Annotated in this window: 18 protein-coding genes; 3 read left to right on the top strand and 15 right to left on the bottom strand. The window is 48.1% G+C overall.

The features are described from left to right. The first annotated feature begins 7 nt into the window (after positions 1-7). Positions 8-1,456 (top strand): aldehyde dehydrogenase family protein, encoded by a 1,449-nt coding sequence (locus A1sIIA65_RS05200; protein WP_095676499.1) that lies wholly within the window; start codon positions 8-10, stop codon positions 1,454-1,456. Then, positions 1,457-2,308 (top strand): aldehyde dehydrogenase family protein, encoded by an 852-nt coding sequence (locus A1sIIA65_RS05205; RefSeq protein ID WP_095676500.1) that lies wholly within the window; start codon positions 1,457-1,459, stop codon positions 2,306-2,308. Between the two features lie 4 nt (positions 2,309-2,312). Here the strand turns inward: A1sIIA65_RS05205 and A1sIIA65_RS05210 are convergent, their stop codons facing one another. From A1sIIA65_RS05210 to A1sIIA65_RS05255, 10 genes are all read right to left on the bottom strand, one after another. After that, positions 2,313-3,407 carry an adenosine deaminase gene (locus tag A1sIIA65_RS05210; protein ID WP_095676501.1) on the bottom strand — a complete coding sequence of 365 codons (1,095 nt, stop codon included), beginning with the start codon at positions 3,405-3,407 and terminating at the stop codon, positions 2,313-2,315. A 3-nt stretch (positions 3,408-3,410) separates the two neighbouring features. After that, positions 3,411-4,694 (bottom strand): thymidine phosphorylase, encoded by a 1,284-nt coding sequence (locus tag A1sIIA65_RS05215; protein ID WP_095676502.1) that lies wholly within the window; start codon positions 4,692-4,694, stop codon positions 3,411-3,413. Next, entirely contained in the window at positions 4,691-5,089 is a 399-nt protein-coding gene (locus A1sIIA65_RS05220; RefSeq protein WP_095676503.1) for a cytidine deaminase, read from the bottom strand. Before A1sIIA65_RS05220 ends, A1sIIA65_RS05215 begins: the two co-directional genes overlap by 4 nt. Then, positions 5,089-6,366 carry an ABC transporter permease gene (locus A1sIIA65_RS05225; RefSeq protein ID WP_223298515.1) on the bottom strand — a complete coding sequence of 426 codons (1,278 nt, stop codon included), beginning with the start codon at positions 6,364-6,366 and terminating at the stop codon, positions 5,089-5,091. The genes A1sIIA65_RS05220 and A1sIIA65_RS05225 overlap by 1 nt, the downstream gene beginning before the upstream one ends. After that, entirely contained in the window at positions 6,366-7,517 is a 1,152-nt protein-coding gene (locus A1sIIA65_RS05230) for an ABC transporter permease (RefSeq protein WP_095676505.1), read from the bottom strand. The genes A1sIIA65_RS05225 and A1sIIA65_RS05230 overlap by 1 nt, the downstream gene beginning before the upstream one ends. Next, a complete protein-coding gene (locus A1sIIA65_RS05235; protein ID WP_095676506.1) occupies positions 7,514-9,013 on the bottom strand; it encodes an ABC transporter ATP-binding protein in 1,500 nt (499 codons plus the stop codon). The genes A1sIIA65_RS05230 and A1sIIA65_RS05235 overlap by 4 nt, the downstream gene beginning before the upstream one ends. A gap of 105 nt (positions 9,014-9,118) precedes the next feature. Continuing rightward, positions 9,119-10,180, bottom strand: a complete 1,062-nt coding sequence (locus A1sIIA65_RS05240; protein ID WP_095676507.1) for a BMP family lipoprotein — start codon at positions 10,178-10,180, stop codon at positions 9,119-9,121. 137 nt (positions 10,181-10,317) lie between these two features. Then, on the bottom strand, positions 10,318-11,304 hold the full coding sequence (locus A1sIIA65_RS05245) for a BMP family lipoprotein (protein WP_095676508.1): 987 nt from the start codon (positions 11,302-11,304) through the stop codon (positions 10,318-10,320). Continuing rightward, on the bottom strand, positions 11,304-12,296 hold the full coding sequence (gene trpS / locus A1sIIA65_RS05250) for a tryptophan--tRNA ligase (protein WP_095676509.1): 993 nt from the start codon (positions 12,294-12,296) through the stop codon (positions 11,304-11,306). The genes A1sIIA65_RS05245 and trpS overlap by 1 nt, the downstream gene beginning before the upstream one ends. Positions 12,297-12,316: 20 nt before the next feature. Continuing rightward, positions 12,317-13,612: a hemolysin family protein gene (locus A1sIIA65_RS05255; RefSeq protein WP_095676510.1), complete on the bottom strand. Its 1,296-nt coding sequence runs from the start codon at positions 13,610-13,612 to the stop codon at positions 12,317-12,319. A 134-nt stretch (positions 13,613-13,746) separates the two neighbouring features. On the opposite strand from A1sIIA65_RS05255, the gene A1sIIA65_RS05260 reads away from it, so the two are divergent. Next, entirely contained in the window at positions 13,747-14,829 is a 1,083-nt protein-coding gene (locus A1sIIA65_RS05260) for an ABC transporter ATP-binding protein (protein WP_095676511.1), read from the top strand. A 44-nt stretch (positions 14,830-14,873) separates the two neighbouring features. Here A1sIIA65_RS05260 and A1sIIA65_RS05265 read toward each other — a convergent pair whose 3' ends face one another. From A1sIIA65_RS05265 to A1sIIA65_RS05285, 5 genes are read right to left on the bottom strand one after another with little or no spacing between them, the layout of a single operon-like run. After that, entirely contained in the window at positions 14,874-15,560 is a 687-nt protein-coding gene (locus A1sIIA65_RS05265) for a Type 1 glutamine amidotransferase-like domain-containing protein (protein WP_095676512.1), read from the bottom strand. A 21-nt stretch (positions 15,561-15,581) separates the two neighbouring features. Beyond that, on the bottom strand, positions 15,582-16,796 hold the full coding sequence (locus A1sIIA65_RS05270) for an NADP-dependent isocitrate dehydrogenase (RefSeq protein WP_095676513.1): 1,215 nt from the start codon (positions 16,794-16,796) through the stop codon (positions 15,582-15,584). 26 nt (positions 16,797-16,822) lie between these two features. After that, positions 16,823-17,773 carry a malate dehydrogenase gene (mdh, locus tag A1sIIA65_RS05275; protein ID WP_095676514.1) on the bottom strand — a complete coding sequence of 317 codons (951 nt, stop codon included), beginning with the start codon at positions 17,771-17,773 and terminating at the stop codon, positions 16,823-16,825. Positions 17,774-17,825: 52 nt separating this feature from the next. Next, positions 17,826-18,053 (bottom strand): hypothetical protein, encoded by a 228-nt coding sequence (locus tag A1sIIA65_RS05280; RefSeq protein WP_095676515.1) that lies wholly within the window; start codon positions 18,051-18,053, stop codon positions 17,826-17,828. Further along, positions 18,041-18,883 carry a bifunctional methylenetetrahydrofolate dehydrogenase/methenyltetrahydrofolate cyclohydrolase gene (locus tag A1sIIA65_RS05285; protein WP_095676516.1) on the bottom strand — a complete coding sequence of 281 codons (843 nt, stop codon included), beginning with the start codon at positions 18,881-18,883 and terminating at the stop codon, positions 18,041-18,043. The genes A1sIIA65_RS05280 and A1sIIA65_RS05285 overlap by 13 nt, the downstream gene beginning before the upstream one ends. Positions 18,884-18,888 lie beyond the last annotated feature (5 nt).

Here is an 18,888-nt window from a genome sequence, read left to right on the forward strand (position 1 = left end):
GGCCAGAATGACTTTCGAATACGCACCAGCGCCTGAATCTAGATCAATCGTCTCTATCAAGCCTAAGTATGGCCACTTCATCAATGGCTCCTTTGTCGCTGGAAAGAAGCATTTTCCCACCATCAATCCTGCAACTGAAGAGATCCTGAGCCATATCGCATTAGGTGGAGCATCTGATGTTGATAAAGCTGTGATGGCTGCGCAGAAGGCATATACAAAGACATGGTCAAAGTTATCTGGCAAAGAGCGAGGGAAGTACCTCTATCGCATTGCACGCATTCTTCAAGAGCGAGCACGTGAGTTCGCAGTTCTTGAAACTCTTGATAATGGAAAGCCAATTCGCGAAACTCGCGATATCGATATTCCACTCGTTGCAGCACACTTTTTCTATCACGCAGGGTGGGCAGATAAATTAGATTATGCCGGCCTTGGCCACTCCCCTAAGGCATATGGTGTTGCAGGACAGATCATCCCGTGGAATTTCCCGCTACTTATGCTTGCATGGAAAGTTGCACCTGCACTTGCAACAGGTAACACGGTAGTTCTTAAGCCAGCTGAAACCACATCTCTTACCGCACTTCTCTTCGCTGAAGTCTGCCAGCAAGCAGAACTTCCAGATGGTGTTGTAAACATTGTTACAGGCGATGGTTCTACGGGTAGTGCAATTGTTAATCACCCAGGAATCCACAAGATTGCATTCACAGGCTCGACTGAGGTTGGTAAGAAGATTGCTCGCGCAATAGCTTCCACTGATAAGAAGGCAACTCTTGAGCTTGGTGGCAAAGGTGCAAATATTGTCTTTGATGATGCGCCTGTCGATGAAACAGTAGAAGGCATAGTTAACGGAATCTTCTTCAATCAAGGCCATGTCTGCTGCGCAGGCTCACGTCTGATTGTGCAGGAAAGTATTGCTGAAGAGATTATTGAAAAGCTCAAAGTGCGAATGGCAAAGATTCGTGTGGGCGATCCCCTTGATAAGAACACAGATCTCGGTGCAATCAACTCCAAAGAGCAGCTCATTAAAATCAAGGAGCTCTCTGCCATTGGAGATGCTGAAGGCGCTGAAAGATGGAGCCCACAGTGCAATCTCTCCAATAAGGGTTTCTGGTTTGCTCCCACTATTTTTACTGGTGTCACACAAGCCAATCGCATTGCTCAAGAAGAGATTTTTGGTCCCGTCCTTTCAGTCTTAACCTTTAGAACTCCACAAGAGGCGATGGATAAGGCAAATAACACTCCCTTTGGATTATCGGCAGGAATCTGGAGTGAGAAAGGCTCACGTATTTTCTGGGCAAGCCAACACCTCAAGGCCGGAGTTATCTGGGCCAATACCTTTAATAAGTTTGATCCAGCATCTCCCTTCGGTGGTTATAAAGAATCTGGCTGGGGCCGCGAAGGTGGCAAGCATGGCTTAGCTGCATATTTGAAAAATGGTAAAGAAACGGGGGCGAAGTAAATGGCTACTAAAAAAGAGTCTCGCGTAGAAGTGAAGAAGACATACAAGCTATTTATCAATGGTGCATTCCCCCGCAGTGAATCTGGTCGCGTCTTCGAAGTCACTGCAAAAAATGGTGACTTCATTGCAAATCCAGCACTTGCATCCCGTAAGGATCTGCGTGATGCAGTCACCGCAGCTCGCGCAGCGCAATCTGGATGGTCAAAAGCAACTGCCTATAACCGCGGCCAGATTCTCTATCGCATTGCAGAGATGCTTGAAGGACGAGCAGATCAATTCGAAGTAGAGATTGCTCTCACCTCTCAGGTAACTCCCACAAAAGCGAAGGTGCTAGTTGCTGAAGCAATCGATCGATGGGTTTGGTATGCGGGTTGGAGCGACAAACTTCAAGCTGTCAGCGGTGCAACGAACCCGGTCTCGGGTCCATACTTTAACTTCTCTATCTCTGAACCTCAAGGTGTGGTTGCAATCGCATCCTCAGATAGCTTCCTTGAATTTATCGATGCGATTGCTGCAGCAGTAGTTTCAGGAAATACCTCTGTTGTGCTTGTTCCAGGTGGCTTGGCAGTTCCTGCAATGTCATTTGCTGAAGTTCTTGCCACAAGTGACCTTCCTGCTGGTGTCATCAATATTCTCACTGGCTCACTTGATGAACTTGCTCCATGGGCTGCATCTCACATGGATATTGATGGCTTTGATATCTCTGGAATACAGAAGAAGAAGCATGGTGGACTCAAAGAAGCTGGCGCTGAGAACCTCAAGCGGATTCACTCATTTGGATCAGGCAAGACTCCTGCGCGCATTCTTGCATTTATGGAATCTAAAACTGTCTGGCATTCAGTAGGAGTTTAAGCTCTTACTCTCCAGAAATCTTTAGGTAGGCAGGCTTCACAACGCTTTCAATAATGGCAAGTCGCTCTTCAAATGGAATAAATGAGCTCTTGAGTGCATTAATGGTCACACGCTGTAAGTCCTGGAAGGTCCAATCGCATTGATTGACCATCTCCGTCATTTCGCGAGTCATAGACGTTGCTGACATCAGGCGATTATCAGTATTGATTGTGACTCGGAAGCGAAGCTTTGCAAGGCGCGCAAGCGGGTGGTGAGCAAATGAATCTGCAACACCTGTCTGAATATTTGATGATGGACACATCTCAAGAGGAACGCGGCGATCGCGAACATATGCAGCAAGCCGACCAAGGCGCGGTGGCGTGTGATTGAAATCGATATCGTCAGTGATGCGAACTCCGTGGCCTAAGCGCTCAGCACCACATAATTGAATTGCTTCCCAGATAGAAGGGAGTCCATATGCCTCACCAGCATGGATGGTGAAGTGTGCATTTTCACGACGCAGGAACTCAAAGGTATCGAGCTGATCACTAGGTGGGAATCCGTCTTCAGGGCCAGCGATATCAAATCCCACAACACCTTGATCGCGATACTTCACTGCAAGTTCTGCTACTTCCTGCGAAAGTTCATTCTGGCGCATTCCACAAAGCAGAGTCATCACACGGATAACACTTCCTTCAGTCTTTGCTTCAGCTTCTCCCTCACGGAATCCTTCAAGAATTGCTTCAATAGCTTGTGAGAGCGTTAAACCCTTTTCTGTAATGAGTTCAGGTGCCATACGTACTTCGGCATAGACAACGCCATCACGCGCTAAATCAACTGCGCATTCACGAGCTACGCGCACGATGTCCTGCTTACGTTGCATCACAGCAACAGTGTGGGCAAAAGTTTCAAGATAGAGAACGAGTGAACCTGAATCACATGAGCTACGGAACCATTCAGCAAGTTCAGCTGGGTCATAGGTTGGAAGCTCATGGCCAATTTCCTTGGCAATATCAATAATTGTTTGAGGACGCAGCCCACCATCAAGGTGATCATGCAGAAGTGCTTTAGGTAAACGCTTTACCTGCTCCGCTGTTGGCTTCTTTGTTAAGTCACTCATTACTTAAATTCTCTCTAACACTAGAGGCAGACGATTGACCGTTCCACCTTCAACTATTGTGACAGCACCTTCGAGAATTTCCAGAGCGCGAGGGAAGCGGGCACCTTCATCGGTGTGCAAGGTCATCAGCGGTGCGCCAGCTGCGATGTAATCCCCAGGCTTTGCATGCAGTTCGATTCCAGCACCAGCTTGGACCTTCTCGCCCTGCTTAGAGCGTCCTGCGCCTAGTCGCCAAGCGCTGACACCAACCTTCATCGCATCCATCGTTGTAATCGTTCCGCTATTTCCTGCCTTCACAACGTGGGTCTCACGTGCCACAGGAAGCGCTGCATCAGGATCTCCACCTTGTGCACTAATCATGCGACGCCAATGATCCATCGCACTTCCATCTTTAAGCGCTGTCTCCGGATCTTTACCGACAATTCCTGCTGCATCAATCATTTCTCGTGCAAGGATAATTGTTAACTCAACAACATCAGATGGACCTCCACCTGCAAGTACTTCAACAGATTCACGGACTTCAAGTGCATTGCCAGCAGTAAGTCCAAGTGGAACATCCATAGCTGTTACTAATGCGCGAGTCTTCACGCCTGCATCTTTGCCCAGCTGAACCATTGTGCGAGCCAGTTCAGATGCCTTTGCAGGATCTGACATAAATGCTCCACTTCCAGTCTTCACATCCAGAACGAGTGCCGAAGTGCCTTCAGCAATCTTCTTGCTCATAATCGATGATGCAATCAGAGGAATCGCCTCGACAGTTGCTGTGACATCTCGTAGTGCATAGAGCTTCTTATCTGCAGGAGCTAACCCAGCACCTGCAGCACAAATGACTGCACCTGTCTCTTGAAGAACTTTCAACATCTCATCATTTGTTAATGATGCGCGCCATCCAGGAATAGATTCAAGTTTGTCGAGAGTTCCACCTGTGTGGCCAAGTCCGCGACCAGAGAGTTGAGGTACTGCTCCCCCGCATGCTGCAACAAGGGGTGCAAGAGGTAGAGTGATCTTGTCTCCAACTCCACCCGTTGAATGCTTATCTGCAGTCTTACGATCTAACTTCGACCAATCCATACGTTCGCCGCTATTGATCATCGCATTGGTCCAGCGAGAAATCTCGCGAGAGTTCATACCATTTAGAAGAATGGCCATAAGAAGTGCTGACATCTGTTCATCTGCAACAGCACCCCGCGTGTAAGCGTCGATGATCCAATCGATTTGTGGATCTGTTAACTCGTTGTGATCACGTTTAGCGGCAATAATTTCAACGGCTGCAAAAGGCTCAATCATGACAAACGTTCGTTCATCTCTTCAGGGCCAAATGCCCATGGGAGTAAATCACCAAGAGTCTTAATGCCTTCATTGGTAGCCATCTGCAACTTAGATCCACCGTGTTCTTGCAAGAGCTGGCGACAGCGGCCACATGGCATCAAAGGATTTCCTGCAATATCAACACATGCAAATGCCACAAGACGACCACCACCGGAAGCGATCAGAGTAGAGACCAATCCGCACTCAGCGCAGAGAGTTAACCCATAACTAGCATTTTCAACATTGCACCCTGTAATGATGCGACCATCATCGACAAGAGCTGCAACACCGACAGGAAACTTTGAATAGGGGGCATAAGCCTTCTTCATCGCACCGAGTGCTTCTGTGCGAAGCAAATCCCAATTGATGTCCATTAGTGAGAACCGCCTCCACGTTTATAAGCGACGCCATCGGCTGCCGGCGCTCGAACCCTGCCGACAAAACCTGATACAGCGATGATCGTTGCAATATAAGGAGCCATCAACATAAATTCAGATGGAATTGGTGTGCCTGTGATGGTGAGCAATCCTTGCAAGTTATCGGCAAAGCCGAAGATAAGAGCTGCAGCTACTGCTCCAAGAGGACTCCAGCGACCAAAGATGAGAGCGGCAAGTGCAATAAATCCCTTACCTGCAGTCATCTCCTTACTGAAGGAGCCAACTGCTCCGAGTGTGAAGAATGCCCCACCCAGACCTGCGACAGCACCCGCAATAAGAACATTGCGGAAACGAATTTTGTTGACATCAATACCAACAGATTCGGCAGCCGTTGGATGTTCTCCAACAGAGCGAGTACGAAGGCCCCACTTAGATTTAAAGAGAGCTACGTGAATAACAATCACAGCCACATACATCAAATAGACAATGATGCTCTGTGCAAAGAGAGTCGGTCCAATGACAGGGATTTTCGAAAGTATCGGAATTTCAATAGGTGCAAAGGTGCCGCCTGAATTCCATGTGGATTGATACGGGATAAGCAATCTCTTATAGAGGAAGCCAGTAAGACCAATGACAAGAACATTGAGCACGAAGCCTAGAACAACTTGATCTATTCCATACTTAATCGCAAAGACTGCAAGTAACCAAGCGATAGCCATACCCGCAAATGGGGCGATGATGAGTCCAGCAATCTTGTTTTGTGTCAGGGAGGCAATGACGCCTGACATAAATGCACCAGCAAGTAACTGACCTTCAATGGCGATATTGATAACACCAGAGCGCTCTGAGAGAACACCTGCCATCGCTCCAAAGATCAATGGAACGGAGAGGAAGAGCGCACCTTGCAAAAGCCCTGTGAATGGAATGAACTTACCTGCAGCTGCCCAGCAGAGAAATGACATGAGGAAAGTGGCGCCAAAGAGAGCACTCGCTGCGCGGCTTGTCTTGCGAGCACGGAACTGTAGCGTTGCAATTCCCACGGCCAACAAGGAAATTACTGCAAAGAGAAGTCCGCCGGTCTTTGAATTAACAATAATCTCTTTTGCAAGTACCCATTCATTACCTAAGACAAAGCTATAGGTGACAGGTTGTCCTGTCTTTGGAAGCAGACCAAAGATCGCAAGAGCAAATGCTCCAAGGCTTGCCATCGTGATGATTCCGCGCTTGCGGCGACGTTCTGGCGCAGAGAGTGCGCGCACTTCAACAGTACTCATTAGCCATTCCATCCCTTCGAAGCAACGGTTGTGCCCTCATCGACATTCTTAAGACGGAAGAGAGATTTAATCAGCGCAGGTGCTGCAATAAAGAGAACTACCAACGCCTGGATCACCAAGACAAGATCAAGTGGCGTTTCAGTACTTGCCTGCATCGTTAATCCACCAGCGCGTAGTGCGCCAAAGAGAAGCGCTGCAAAGACGGTTCCGATGGGTGTTGCGCGACCAAGGAGAGCCACAGTGATTGCATCAAAGCCAAAACTTCCACCCACACCTGAAGTCATCGCAGGTTCTGATCCAAGAATTTGAACTGCTCCACCAAGACCGGCAAGTGCTCCTGCAATAAACATTACGGAAGTTGTCACGCGAGCGACAGAGATACCTGCGGTACGAGATGCTGCTGCGTTTGCACCAACTGCACGGAATCTAAATCCCCACGTACTGCGGCTAAGGAGCCACCAGATTGCAGCTGCTGCGATTAGTGCAATGATGAAACCTAAATTAGCGCGCAGGTCAGGACCGAATAGATGCGGCAATTGCGCACTCTCTCGCACATCAGGTGCCAATGGATCTTGTCGACCTGGACGCAAGAACGCAGTTGTACTGAGCAACCAGAGCAAGAAGTAGCCTGCAACATAGTTGAGCATGATTGTCACAATAACTTCATGGGCACCGGTTCGAGCTTTGAGTAATCCAACAAACCCGCCATAGAGTCCTGCAAAGAGCATTGCAACCACAATTGCTGCAATTGTGTGGATGACAATGGGAAGTTCGAATGTGAAACCAATCCAGCTTGCTCCTATTGCACCAGCAATAAATTGACCTTGTGCACCGATATTAAAGAGCCCTGCGCGGAAGGCCAGTGCCACAGATAAACCAGTAAGGATCAAAGGAGAGGCTGCAACAAGAGTTTCAGAAAGCGGATAGAAACCTTGGAAGAAATGTCCTTCTGCAAGTTGCGGATCAAAGATTGATCCGCGAAAGAGCGCCCAATAGGCGCCAGCTGCAGTTGAAAATCCTTTACCAATCATTGATAGAGGTTGATCCTTAAGCGCTAATACCTTGGAATCAGAGAGTGCAACAAGTAAGCCACCCACAAAGAGCGCCATTCCAAATGAGAGTGCAGGAAGAATGAGTTTCTTTAACTTCATGGCTTCACCCCTGCCATCAATAGACCTAGATCTTCGCGAGAAGTAGTTGCGGGAACAATTGCGATAAATTCTCCGCGATACATCACAGCGATTCGATCTGCGAGTGCTGACACTTCATCGAGTTCGGTACTGAAGAGAAGTACTGCTCGACCAGAATCGCGCTCAGCGATAATGCGCTCATGCACAAATTCAATAGATCCCACATCAAGGCCACGTGTTGGTTGAGAAGCAACGACAAGCTTGACCGGACGCGATAGTTCTCGTGCAAGAACTACCTTCTGCTTATTTCCACCCGATAGTGATGATGCACTGTCTTTTGCTGACTGAGTACGAATATCAAACTCGGCAACGAGCTTTTGCGCCTCTTGTGAAACAACGCTCTGGGAGATGACAGGTCCTTTTGCATAAGGAGGCAAGTCATGAAGATCAAGGATGAGATTCTCCTCAATACTAAATGAACCAATAAGTCCATCCTCTTCGCGTGATTCAGGCACAAATGCGATCCCTGAGTGCAAGGCTTCACGCACGGATGCCTTAGTGATATCAATGCCATCAAGTGCAATAGAGCCATGAACATGCTCTTGCAGACCCACGATGGCTTCAGCTAATTCAGTTTGCCCATTACCTTGCACTCCTGCAACAGCGAGTATCTCTCCCGTATGGAGCTCGAATGAAACATTCTTCACAAGAGAGCGCCCTGTGTGATCTGAAATATTGAGATTCCTTACATCAAGCATGACCTTGCCCAAATTTGGTGCTTTCTTTTCGACATCCAGAGAAACCGGACGACCCACCATAAGAGATGCCAGTTCTTCTTGTGAGGCACTTGGGGAGGCTGTTCCTACAACTTTTCCACGGCGGATAATGGTGATCTTGTCGGCTGCTTCCTTCACTTCACGTAGTTTGTGAGTGATAAAAACAATTGAAGTTCCCTTTGCTTTGAGCTTTTTCATATTACGCAGCAGCTCATCAGTCTCTTGTGGGGTGAGAACTGCAGTTGGCTCATCAAGGATTAAGACCTTTGCGTCATAGATCAGTGCTCGAATGATTTCAACCCGCTGTTGAAGTCCAACTGGAAGATTCTCAACGAGTGCATCAGGATCGATATCAAAATTGTATTCAGCCGAGACGCGCAAGATCTCTTTCCGCGCAGCCTCAAGATCTAGTAGTCCAGGTCCTTTGGTTTTCTCATGTCCTAGGACAATGTTTTCTGCAACAGTAAACACTGGAATAAGCATGAAGTGCTGATGAACCATTCCAATACCTGCAGCGAGAGCATCTAATGGAGAATCAATAGAGACGACTTTGCCATCAACACTAATCGTTCCTTCATCAGGGGCAAGTAAGCCATAAACAATATTCATTAGAGTTGATTTGCCTGCACCGTTTTCACCAAGGATTGCGTGAATCTCACCATCACCTACTGCAAGATCTATTCCATCGTTTGCGGTGAGGGACCCAAAGCGCTTGGTGATACCGCGCAATTCGAGTGACATGTGCGTAAATCTACTAGTTTTCGTTCACTTTAGAAAGTTAAATCAAAATAAAACTGGGCTAGCACCGAAGTGCTAGCCCAGTTTTATAACTGATTGGTCAACTAATTACTTAGCTGAGACCTTTCCGTTGCGAATATCTGCACCAAGCTTTGTAACTTCTGTACGAAGCTTTGTTGGAACCATACGGATTAGGTCATGGTAAGGAGCTAGGAATGTTCCTGCATTCTTGAGGTTACCGTTGTAACCTGTTGCAGAGAACTTTCCATCAGCTTGGTCCTTGATGACAGCCTGTACAGAAGTTCCAACACCCTTAACTACTGATGTAAGGAGAACCTTCTTGTACTGTGGAGCTGCAACGTAACCATCTGTATCAACCCAGATAACTACTGACTTCTTTGAAGTAAGTGAGTTTCCTGCTGTTGCTCCACCAAGTCCACCAGCAACAGGGAAGATTACATCTGCACCCTGCTGCTCGAAGTTCTTAGAGATCTGAAGAGCCTTCGCTGAATCTGAGAAGCCACCGACGAATGTTCCGTCCTTCTTAGCTATATCCCAGCCGAGAACTGTGACTGACTTGCCCTTTGCCTTGTTGTAGTGAGCTACACCCTTAGCAAAGCCATCCATGAAGATTGTGACTGGTGGAATATTAAGTCCGCCGTATGTTGCAACCTTGCCGGTCTTTGAAACACCAGCTGCTACATAACCAGCCTGGAATGCTGATTCATTTGTAGAGAACTGAATTCCCTTCAAGTTAGCAAACTTTGTACCTGGGTAGACGGAACCGTCTGCACCGTGGTCTTCGCCATCCTGATCAACAATTGCAAAGTTAACTGTTGGGTTTGCCTTAGCAGCTGCAACGATTGCATTGTTAATAAGGAAGCCAACGCCAATGATGATGTTGCACTTCTCGTCTACAAGCTTCTTAATGTTTGGTGCGTAATCTGCATCTGCCGCAGCCGCAAGATACTTAACTGTTACGTTCTTATCTGCCTTTGCTGCAGCCTGTGCGCCTGACCATGCTGATGCGTTAAATGACTTGTCGTCAACGCCGCCTGTATCGAGTGCAAGACATGCCTTTGTTGGTGTTGATGCGGTTGCAGCTGGAGCTGCACCGAATGCAAGTGCTGCAGCAGCGAAAACTGCTACAAACTTAAGTGTCTTCTTCAAGGTTTCCTCCAAGGAATAAATTGAGTGTTTCTGTATCGGTGAGCCTAGTAGTTAGGGGTGAGAATGGTAAAAAATGCTGCCTATTTCGAGGGTGTGGCATATAACATTTGAGAAAACTCTCAAGTTCAACTTTAAAGCTATGCGAGGATTTTCTCCGCGGTTGCAGCAGCCAGATTGATGGAATCGCTCATGGCTGCAAGCTCCTTGGAGCGAATCGTGAATTCGATTCCCCCGCCTGTAATGCCATAGCGGCGCCCGTAGATACCGGCATCGCCATCAAGAATATCCAGGTATGCCTTCTTGGCAACAGAGAGTGCGATGACATCGTAGATCGCTTTATCAACACGCTTAACAACAGATGCAAAAAGGAACTTCTTTGTTGCACTTGTCACTGTGATGTACTGATCAGGTTCAATATTGATAAGGCCAATATTTGAGCCCTTCTTCTTCGCATTGCGAGAGACGATGACTTTGAAAATCTCTGAGTTCGACCCATGAGTTGCTGCAAAGACAACATCGGCACCCGCATCTAGGACCTGAGTAGTTGCAAGTGAATACGAGCCAGAGACATATTTAACAATGGGAATCACTTTTTTCTTGCTGGCAAATACTCCAGCCGAAAATCCATCCTTATAGAGATCTGCTTGATCAGGATTGGCAATCATGGCAACTTTGCCGCTCTTGCTTACTTGAGCTGCGCTAAAGCCTGCAAGGTACGCGCCTTGAGTATCTGCAAAGACCACAGAGGTCACATTAAGAGCTGCAACGCTTGCATCATTAATGATTGCGAATTGAGTGTTAGGAAATTCAACAGCGAGTGCCTGCAAGGTTGCTGCATATCCAGCGCCAATTGCGATGATGGGATTGCACTTCTTTGTAATTAATGAGCGAATACGTTTTTCGCGATCGGCACTTGTTCCATCGGTTACTACTGCTTCAAGGTTGAAATCGAATTGCTTTTGAGCCTTCTCAAGTCCTGCAGCGGAGGCATCATTGAAGGATTTATCTCCACGGCCACCAATGTCATAGGCGACTCCCACGCTGAGTTCAGGCGCAGCATGAGCAGGAGCTGAGACAAGTGATGCCCCAAGCACCACTGCAAGGAGGATGGAGCGAATCTTCATTAAAGAACCACGCCTAAATTCTTATAGGTGGTTGCAATCGTCTCTTGCGCAACCGCCCGAGCTTTCTCAGATCCTTGATGCAAAATCTGTAAGAGGTGCTTTTCATCTTCAAGCAACTCCATTGCCCGTGCGCGAATAGGGCGTAGGTATTCAACAACCACATCTGCAACTGCTGCCTTAAAGTCTCCATAGCCCTTGCCATCAAATTCATTTTCGAGCTCTGCAATTGTGCGCCCTGAGAGCGCTGAATGGATCGTAAGAAGGTTACTGATGCCAGGCTTTTGCGCCACGTCATACTTCACTTCGCGCCCCGCATCAGTCATCGCACTCTTAATCTTCTTCAAGTTTGCCTCTGGTGTATCCATGATTTCAATAACGCCTGCAGCCGATCCTGCAGATTTACTCATCTTTGCAGTTGGTTCTTGAATATCGTTGATCTTTGCAGCTGTCTTTAAAATATATGCCTCAGGTAATTGGAAGGTCTGTCCATAGCGCGCATTAAATCGTCCAGCTAAATCGCGAGTGAGTTCAATGTGTTGTCGTTGATCCTCGCCCACAGGAACGAAGTGCGCTTGATAGAGCAGGATGTCTGCAGCCTGCAACATCGGATAGGTAAAGAGCCCAACCCTTGCAGAATCAGCTCCTGCCTTAGAAGACTTATCTTTAAATTGCGTCATGCGACTTGCTTCACCGAAACCAGTCAGGCACTCCATGATCCAACCCAATTGATTGTGCTGCGGAACTTGTGACTGCACAAAGAGCGTGGACTTCTCGGGTGAGATGCCGAGTGCAAGCAATTGTGCTGCAGATGCCAGAGTGCGCTTACGAAGTAGAGCAGGATCGGTTTCGATAGTGAGCGCATGCAGGTCCACGATGCAATAGAAAGCATCGTGACCGTCCTGGAGTTCCACCCATTGCTTTACAGCACCTAGATAATTTCCCAGGTGGAAAGAATCACTGGTTGGCTGAATGCCAGAGAGAACGCGCTTCATAGTTGTAATTCTCGCACGACTTAGTAGTTACGCGAGATCAATAGTCGGCCAGCGCGCTTTCCTTCCATAGAAAGCACTGTGATTCGGACTCCATTAACTCCAACAATGTCGCTAATAACCGGTATTCGACCGAGGAAATGCATCACAAAACCGCTTGCGGTTTCATAAGGCCCTTCTGGGAGTTCGATTCCCGTCTGCTCTAGAAGGTCTTCCAGGGAGATCAGGCCATCAATTTCGAAGTCACCTGTGCGAGATTCAAGAGAGACATCTTTCTCATCTCCATCATATTCATCGCGAATATCACCGATAAGGGTTTCGACAAGATCTTCGAGGGTAACGATGCCATCTGTTCCACCATATTCGTCAAGAACGATTGCTAAATGCTGGCGCTGATTACGCATCTCAGTCAGCGCAGGCAAAATTCCATTAGTTCCAGGTAAATACATAATATTGCGTGCAAGTTCTTGAATCTTTGCATTGGAATTTGCAAGCGAAGTATCGAGCAAGTCGCGCACATGGATAAATCCAATGACTTCATCAGATGAGCCACGAACAACCGGATAGCGTGAATGTGCCTTTTCGATAGCGAGCGCAATTGCCTTACTCACCGTCAGCGATGCATCCATAAAATCAACTTCAGTACGCGGAACCATCACTTCATGAACCTGGCGCTCTGATGCGTTAAATACTTCTTCAACGATGTCACGTTCTTCATCGGTAAGGGCAGCATGACCTGCAACGAGATCTAGGAGCTCCTCTTCTGAAATCTGAGCACGTTGCTCTTTAGGGTCAATCCCAAAGAGGCGAACGACAAGACTTGTTGAGTGCGAAAGAATCCAGATGATGGGGCGGAAAAGATGGGTAAGGATCTGCACGATTCCAGCGGATGCAAGTGCAATCTCCTCCGCGCGATAGAGAGCAATTCTCTTAGGAACAAGCTCGCCGAATACAAGTGAGAAGTAAGCGATGATAAGAGTGACACCAACGAGTGATGTTGTATTGGCGGTCCTAGAAGCAACTCCTAGTTCTTCAAGCCAAGGGATCACATAGACGCCAAGTTTTTCGGCGCCTAGGGCTGCCGAGAGAAATCCCGTGACTGTTACACCGACTTGAAGGGCTGCTAAGAGTCTGTTGGGATTTGCTGCAACTTCGGCAACCTTTGCCCCGCGCTTTCCCCGTGTAGCGATCTGCTTGATCTGGCTTTCGCGCAGGGAGATTAGGGCAATCTCAGCTGCGACAAAGAGTGCTCCCAGAAAGATGAGGCCGACGACAAGGGCTACTGCAGGGAAGATAGATCCCGGGGGGTGGCTTTCCATGATGTGAGAAGTCTAGCGAAAGCACTTCCTAAACGCTCCCCTGTGACATAGCCTTGCCCACGCTGGTCAACCGACCAGCACCTTCATCCTCGGACCGTCGGGCACGTACCTGCCCGGATAAGGAAATGTAAAAAATGGCATCAGTTGTATTCGAAAACGCATCACGTATCTACCCAGGCACAACAGCTCCTGCAGTAGACAAGCTCAACCTCACCGTCGCAGATGGAGAGTTCCTTGTTCTTGTTGGACCATCAGGTTGCGGTAAGTCAACATCACTTCGTATGTTGGCAGGACTTGAAGAGATCGACGGTGGTCGAGTTCTTATTGGAGATCGTGACGTCACAAACGTTGCACCAAAAGATCGCGATATCGCGATGGTCTTCCAGTCATATGCGCTCTACCCACACATGACCGTTGCAGAGAACATGGGCTTCGCACTCAAGATCGCAGGCGTCGATAAGGCAGAGCGTGAGAAGCGAGTTCGTGAAGCAGCTAAGTTGCTCGACCTTGAGCCATACCTAGAGCGCAAGCCAAAAGCGCTTTCAGGTGGACAGCGTCAGCGCGTTGCAATGGGTCGCGCGATTGTTCGCGAACCACAAGTGTTCTTAATGGATGAACCACTTTCAAACCTTGATGCGAAGTTGCGCGTTGCAACTCGTACACAGATCGCCGCTCTTCAGCGTCGCCTTGGAATTACAACTGTTTACGTAACACACGACCAGGTTGAAGCTATGACCATGGGTGATCGCGTTGCAGTTCTTAAGGATGGCTTGCTCCAGCAAGTCGATACTCCTCGTAATCTCTACGATAAGCCAGCAAATGCATTCGTTGCAGGCTTTATCGGCTCTCCTGCAATGAACCTTCTTACCGCACCTGTATCAGGCGGAAAGGCTCAACTCGGAGATCTCAATATTGATGTTCCAGCATCTGCTGGCTCATCTGTCACAGTAGGTATTCGTCCAGAAGGTTGGATCCCTGCAGATAAGGGCTTCCACGTTCTCGTAGAAGTTGTTGAAGAACTTGGTTCTGATGCATTCGTCTATGGAAAGCCTGCAGATAGCAATGTGAAGTTTGCAAATGCAACTGAAGAAGGCGTTCAAGTAATTGTTCGCTGGGATCCAAAGAATCCACCTAAGGCTGGTCAGACAGTCACAGTGGCAAACGTTGCAGGTGCTCTACACCTCTTTGATTCAACAACAGGTCTACGCATTAACTAAGTCCAACTTAGTAAAAAGCCCGTCGCATCACTGCGGCGGGTTTTTTATTCCTCAAATTCGAGCGAACCACGTAAGACGTGAACTTTGCCGCGACCATATCTACGCCACGCATCAGTAAGCACAAGGGCGGTGTTCTCATCAATTCCAAGCAGAGTTCCTCTGGTAATGCTCTGTGTAATAAATGCTGCAACGCGGTCAGGTAACCAGCCAAGCATCTTGTCGTAGTGCGGAATCACTTCAATATCAGGAAGCAGTGCAAGGCCTTCGCTATGTTGAGAGCGGCGCAAACCCATAATGCTTCCACCAAAGGCCATAGCCCCTGCAGAACATCCAGCAAGGGAAGTGCCGGTTCGCCACTCTTCAACAATCTTCTGCCACACAGGTGAATCTCGATAAATCTCGGCAACGCGATGAGGGTCTCCCCCAGAGAAGTAGATCAACCCTGCATCTTTTATCGCATCTACAAATTCTGCGTTGAACGCATCATCACGTTCGTGAATCGGCAGGTAAATACATTCACTACCAATACGATCAGATTGTTCTTGACCCAGACGCTTCCACTTCTCACGGCTTGCATCGCCTTCATGCGAGGAGGCAGTTGGGATCTGTATAAAGGTATTTCTCTTACCCTTAGAAATAGCACGATGCAGAAGCTGTGTTTCCAGCTCCTGCATCTGTACTGAATATTCACCAGAACCTACGAGCGCAATCGCACCTGGGTTCTGATCCATAGGCTTTCTTAAGCCGAAGCTTTAAGCCATCGCCTTCTTAAGATTTTCATCGATTGAGTTAAGGAACTCTTCCGTCGTTTGATATGGCGCAGTCTTTGAGATCAGAAGCGCGAGATCCTTTGTCATCTTTCCCTGTTCTACAGTCTGAATACAGACCTGCTCAAGAGTCTTTGAAAACTTCGCAAGTTCAGCGTTGTTATCAAGCTTTGCGCGGTGAGCAAGACCTTGAGTCCAAGCAAAGATGGATGCAATCGGGTTGGTAGATGTTGCCTTGCCAGCCTGGTGATCGCGGTAGTGACGTGTCACAGTTCCGTGAGCTGCCTCTGATTCGCAGACCTTTCCATCTGGTGTCATCAATACAGATGTCATCAAACCAAGTGAGCCGTAACCCTGTGCGACGGTATCTGACTGAACATCTCCGTCGTAGTTCTTACAAGCCCAGACATAGCCACCTTCCATACGAAGTGACATTGCAACCATGTCATCGATAAGGCGGTGCTCATACCAAATTCCTGCAGCTTCAAATTCAGCCTTGAACTCTGCTTGATAAATCTCTTCAAAGATATCTTTAAAGCGTCCGTCATATGCCTTAAGGATGGTGTTCTTTGTTGAAAGATAGACGGGGAACTTACGAAGCAGTCCGTAGTTAAGGGATGCGCGAGCAAAGTCGCGGATGGAATCATCGACGTTATACATCGCCATTGCCACACCTGATGATTCAAATTTAAAGACTTCAAACTCTTGAGGTGCAGATCCATCTTCAGGAACGAAAGAGAGTGTGAGCTTTCCAGCTCCTGGAACCCTAAAATCTGTTGCGCGGTATTGATCACCAAATGCGTGGCGACCGATAACAATCGGCTTAGTCCAATGTGGAACAAGACGTGGAACGTTGCTGATGATGATTGGTTCGCGGAAGATCACGCCACCAAGGATGTTGCGGATAGTTCCGTTGGGAGACTTCCACATCTTCTTCAGGCCAAACTCTTCAACGCGTGCTTCATCAGGAGTAATAGTTGCGCACTTAATACCAACGCCATGCTTCTGAATTGCTTTTGCAGAGTCGATAGTGACCTGATCATCGGTTGCATCGCGGTGTTCCATGCCAAGGTCGTAGTACTCAAGGTTGACGTCGAGATAAGGCAGGATCAACTTATCCTTGATGAACTGCCACATAATGCGGGTCATCTCATCGCCATCGAGCTCTACAACTGTGCCTTCTACCTTGATCTTTGACATTATCTTCTCCGGTTAGTTTCTTGTGATTAAAGAGTTAAAACATCTGCTTGCTTAGCGCGGACTGCTTCAGCAGCTTCCTTCAGGGATGCAACTTCTGCATCGGTGAGCTTGCTTTCAACAACCTTGCGAATACCACTCTTGCCAATCTCTGCTTCAACGCCGAGATAAACACCTGAGATTCCGTATTCGCCATCAACCCATGCACACACTGGCATCACAGCACCTGAATCTTCGATAACAGCCTTTGCCATACGGGCAGCGGCTGCAGATGGTGCGTAATAAGCAGAACCTGTCTTAAGGAGTGCAACAACTTCTGCGCCACCATTGCGTGTGCGATCAACAAGTTCATCAATCTCAGCTTGTGACAACTTATCCGACAGTGGAACGCCACCAACGGTGCAGCGACTTGGAACTGGCACCATGGTGTCACCGTGTGATCCAAGGGTCAGAGTCTTGACCGACCCCACTTCAACGCCGAGCTTTTCAGCAACAAAGTTGGTAAAGCGCGCAGTATCAAGCATTCCTGCTTGACCCATCACGCGGTTCTTAGGAAAGTTAGTAGCAATCTGAGCAAGTGCTGTCATCTCATCAAGTGGGTTTGAGACCACGATAATGACCGCATTCGGTGAGTGCTTAGCGATATTTTCTGCAACGCCACGGACGATGCCAGCATTAACGCCAATCAAATCCATACGGCTCATACCAGGCTTACGTGGAAGGCCTGCTGTAATGACAACTACATCTGAGTTAGCTGTCTTTTCATATCCAGCGCCTTCAGCAGTTGTGGTTGCTCCAGTGATCTTGGTTTCGAATCCTTCGATGGAACGTGATTGGTTCATATCGAGCGCCAAGCCTTCAGGCTTTCCCTCGAGAATATCTGTTAATACAACTTCATCGAAGATGTTGTATTCGGCAAGACGAAGAGCTGTTGTTGAACCATAGAAACCTGCACCTACAACGGTGACTTTCTTTGACATAAAAGTTTTCCTTTTTAGCTAGAACTGGATATATCTTGACGTCGAGAGAACTCTACAACCCCTTCGGAAGGGCTATTGCCAGACCAAAGAGAATGATTGCAATTGCCAGCGGGAGGTAGCGCTCAATTCGTCGCTTATCCCACTGAGAGAGGGCAATCACACCGGTGCCAGCTGAGATCAGCAGGGCGCCAGTGCGAACAAATCCTGCAATGCCTGCAAGAACGCCGAGTGAAATCGCGATGTATGCAGCGCGAAGTTGAAGGCCTGTTATCGCTCGCATGCATCAACCACATTCGTCAACAGCATTGCACGCGTCATTGGTCCAACGCCTCCAGGCATCGGTGCAACAAATGCAGCCACATTCATCACGCCAGGATCAACATCGCCAAGCAATCCTGCATCTGTGCGAGATATTCCAACATCGAGGACTGTAGCCCCTGGCTTAATCATCTCGGCCTTAAGGAAATGCGCCTTGCCAATTGCAGCGACGACAATATCTGCGCGCTTTGTATGAGCTGCTAAATCTTTTGTTCCAGTATGAGTAAGAGTCACTGTTGCATTCTCTTGCTTACGAGAAAGAAGAAGTCCGAGTGGGCGTCCAACAGTGAGCCCGCGACCAATGACAACAACTTCTGCTCCCGCAAGTGAAATCTTGTAATGGTTAATCAGTTCCACGATTCCGCGAGGTGTGCATGGAAGTGGTGCGTCATAACCTGCAACGAGTCGACCTAAATTCATTGGGTGTAATCCATCAGCATCTTTATCAGGATCAATCGCTTCAAGAATTACTTGAGTATCAATCCCGTTCGGAAGTGGAAGCTGCACGATATATCCCGTGCACTCACTTGCTGAGTTAAGATCTTTAATCGCAGCAAGAACATCTGCTTGCGTAGCAGATGCGGGGAGATCAATACGGATGGAGTTAATGCCAACTTCTTGGCAGTCGCGGTGCTTGCCACTCACATAGGAGTGTGAACCTGGGTCATCACCAACAAGGACAGTTCCTAGCCCCGGAGTAATTCCCTTAGCTTTAAGAGCGACGGTGCGAGCAGCAAGGACTTTCTTGATGGATGCGGCAAGTGCCTTGCCATCAAGTACTTCTGCGCTCATGAGTG

It is taken from the genome of Candidatus Planktophila dulcis (assembly GCF_002288225.1).
GTDB lineage: Bacteria > Actinomycetota > Actinomycetes > Nanopelagicales > Nanopelagicaceae > Planktophila > Planktophila dulcis.

Bases quoted from the DNA above. Each gene is read 5' to 3' on its own strand.
- A1sIIA65_RS05200 (WP_095676499.1), top strand. From the start codon at position 8: ATGACTTTCGAATACGCACCAGCGCCTGAATCTAGATCAATCGTCTCT.
- A1sIIA65_RS05205 (WP_095676500.1), top strand. From the start codon at position 1,457: ATGGCTACTAAAAAAGAGTCTCGCGTAGAAGTGAAGAAGACATACAAG.
- A1sIIA65_RS05210 (WP_095676501.1), bottom strand. From the start codon at position 3,407: ATGAGTGACTTAACAAAGAAGCCAACAGCGGAGCAGGTAAAGCGTTTA.
- A1sIIA65_RS05215 (WP_095676502.1), bottom strand. From the start codon at position 4,694: ATGATTGAGCCTTTTGCAGCCGTTGAAATTATTGCCGCTAAACGTGAT.
- A1sIIA65_RS05220 (WP_095676503.1), bottom strand. From the start codon at position 5,089: ATGGACATCAATTGGGATTTGCTTCGCACAGAAGCACTCGGTGCGATG.
- A1sIIA65_RS05225 (WP_223298515.1), bottom strand. From the start codon at position 6,366: ATGAGTACTGTTGAAGTGCGCGCACTCTCTGCGCCAGAACGTCGCCGC.
- A1sIIA65_RS05230 (WP_095676505.1), bottom strand. From the start codon at position 7,517: ATGAAGTTAAAGAAACTCATTCTTCCTGCACTCTCATTTGGAATGGCG.
- A1sIIA65_RS05235 (WP_095676506.1), bottom strand. From the start codon at position 9,013: ATGTCACTCGAATTGCGCGGTATCACCAAGCGCTTTGGGTCCCTCACC.
- A1sIIA65_RS05245 (WP_095676508.1), bottom strand. From the start codon at position 11,304: ATGAAGATTCGCTCCATCCTCCTTGCAGTGGTGCTTGGGGCATCACTT.
- trpS (WP_095676509.1), bottom strand. From the start codon at position 12,296: ATGAAGCGCGTTCTCTCTGGCATTCAGCCAACCAGTGATTCTTTCCAC.
- A1sIIA65_RS05255 (WP_095676510.1), bottom strand. From the start codon at position 13,612: ATGGAAAGCCACCCCCCGGGATCTATCTTCCCTGCAGTAGCCCTTGTC.
- A1sIIA65_RS05260 (WP_095676511.1), top strand. From the start codon at position 13,747: ATGGCATCAGTTGTATTCGAAAACGCATCACGTATCTACCCAGGCACA.
- A1sIIA65_RS05265 (WP_095676512.1), bottom strand. From the start codon at position 15,560: ATGGATCAGAACCCAGGTGCGATTGCGCTCGTAGGTTCTGGTGAATAT.
- A1sIIA65_RS05270 (WP_095676513.1), bottom strand. From the start codon at position 16,796: ATGTCAAAGATCAAGGTAGAAGGCACAGTTGTAGAGCTCGATGGCGAT.
- mdh (WP_095676514.1), bottom strand. From the start codon at position 17,773: ATGTCAAAGAAAGTCACCGTTGTAGGTGCAGGTTTCTATGGTTCAACA.
- A1sIIA65_RS05280 (WP_095676515.1), bottom strand. From the start codon at position 18,053: ATGCGAGCGATAACAGGCCTTCAACTTCGCGCTGCATACATCGCGATT.
- A1sIIA65_RS05285 (WP_095676516.1), bottom strand. From the start codon at position 18,883: ATGAGCGCAGAAGTACTTGATGGCAAGGCACTTGCCGCATCCATCAAG.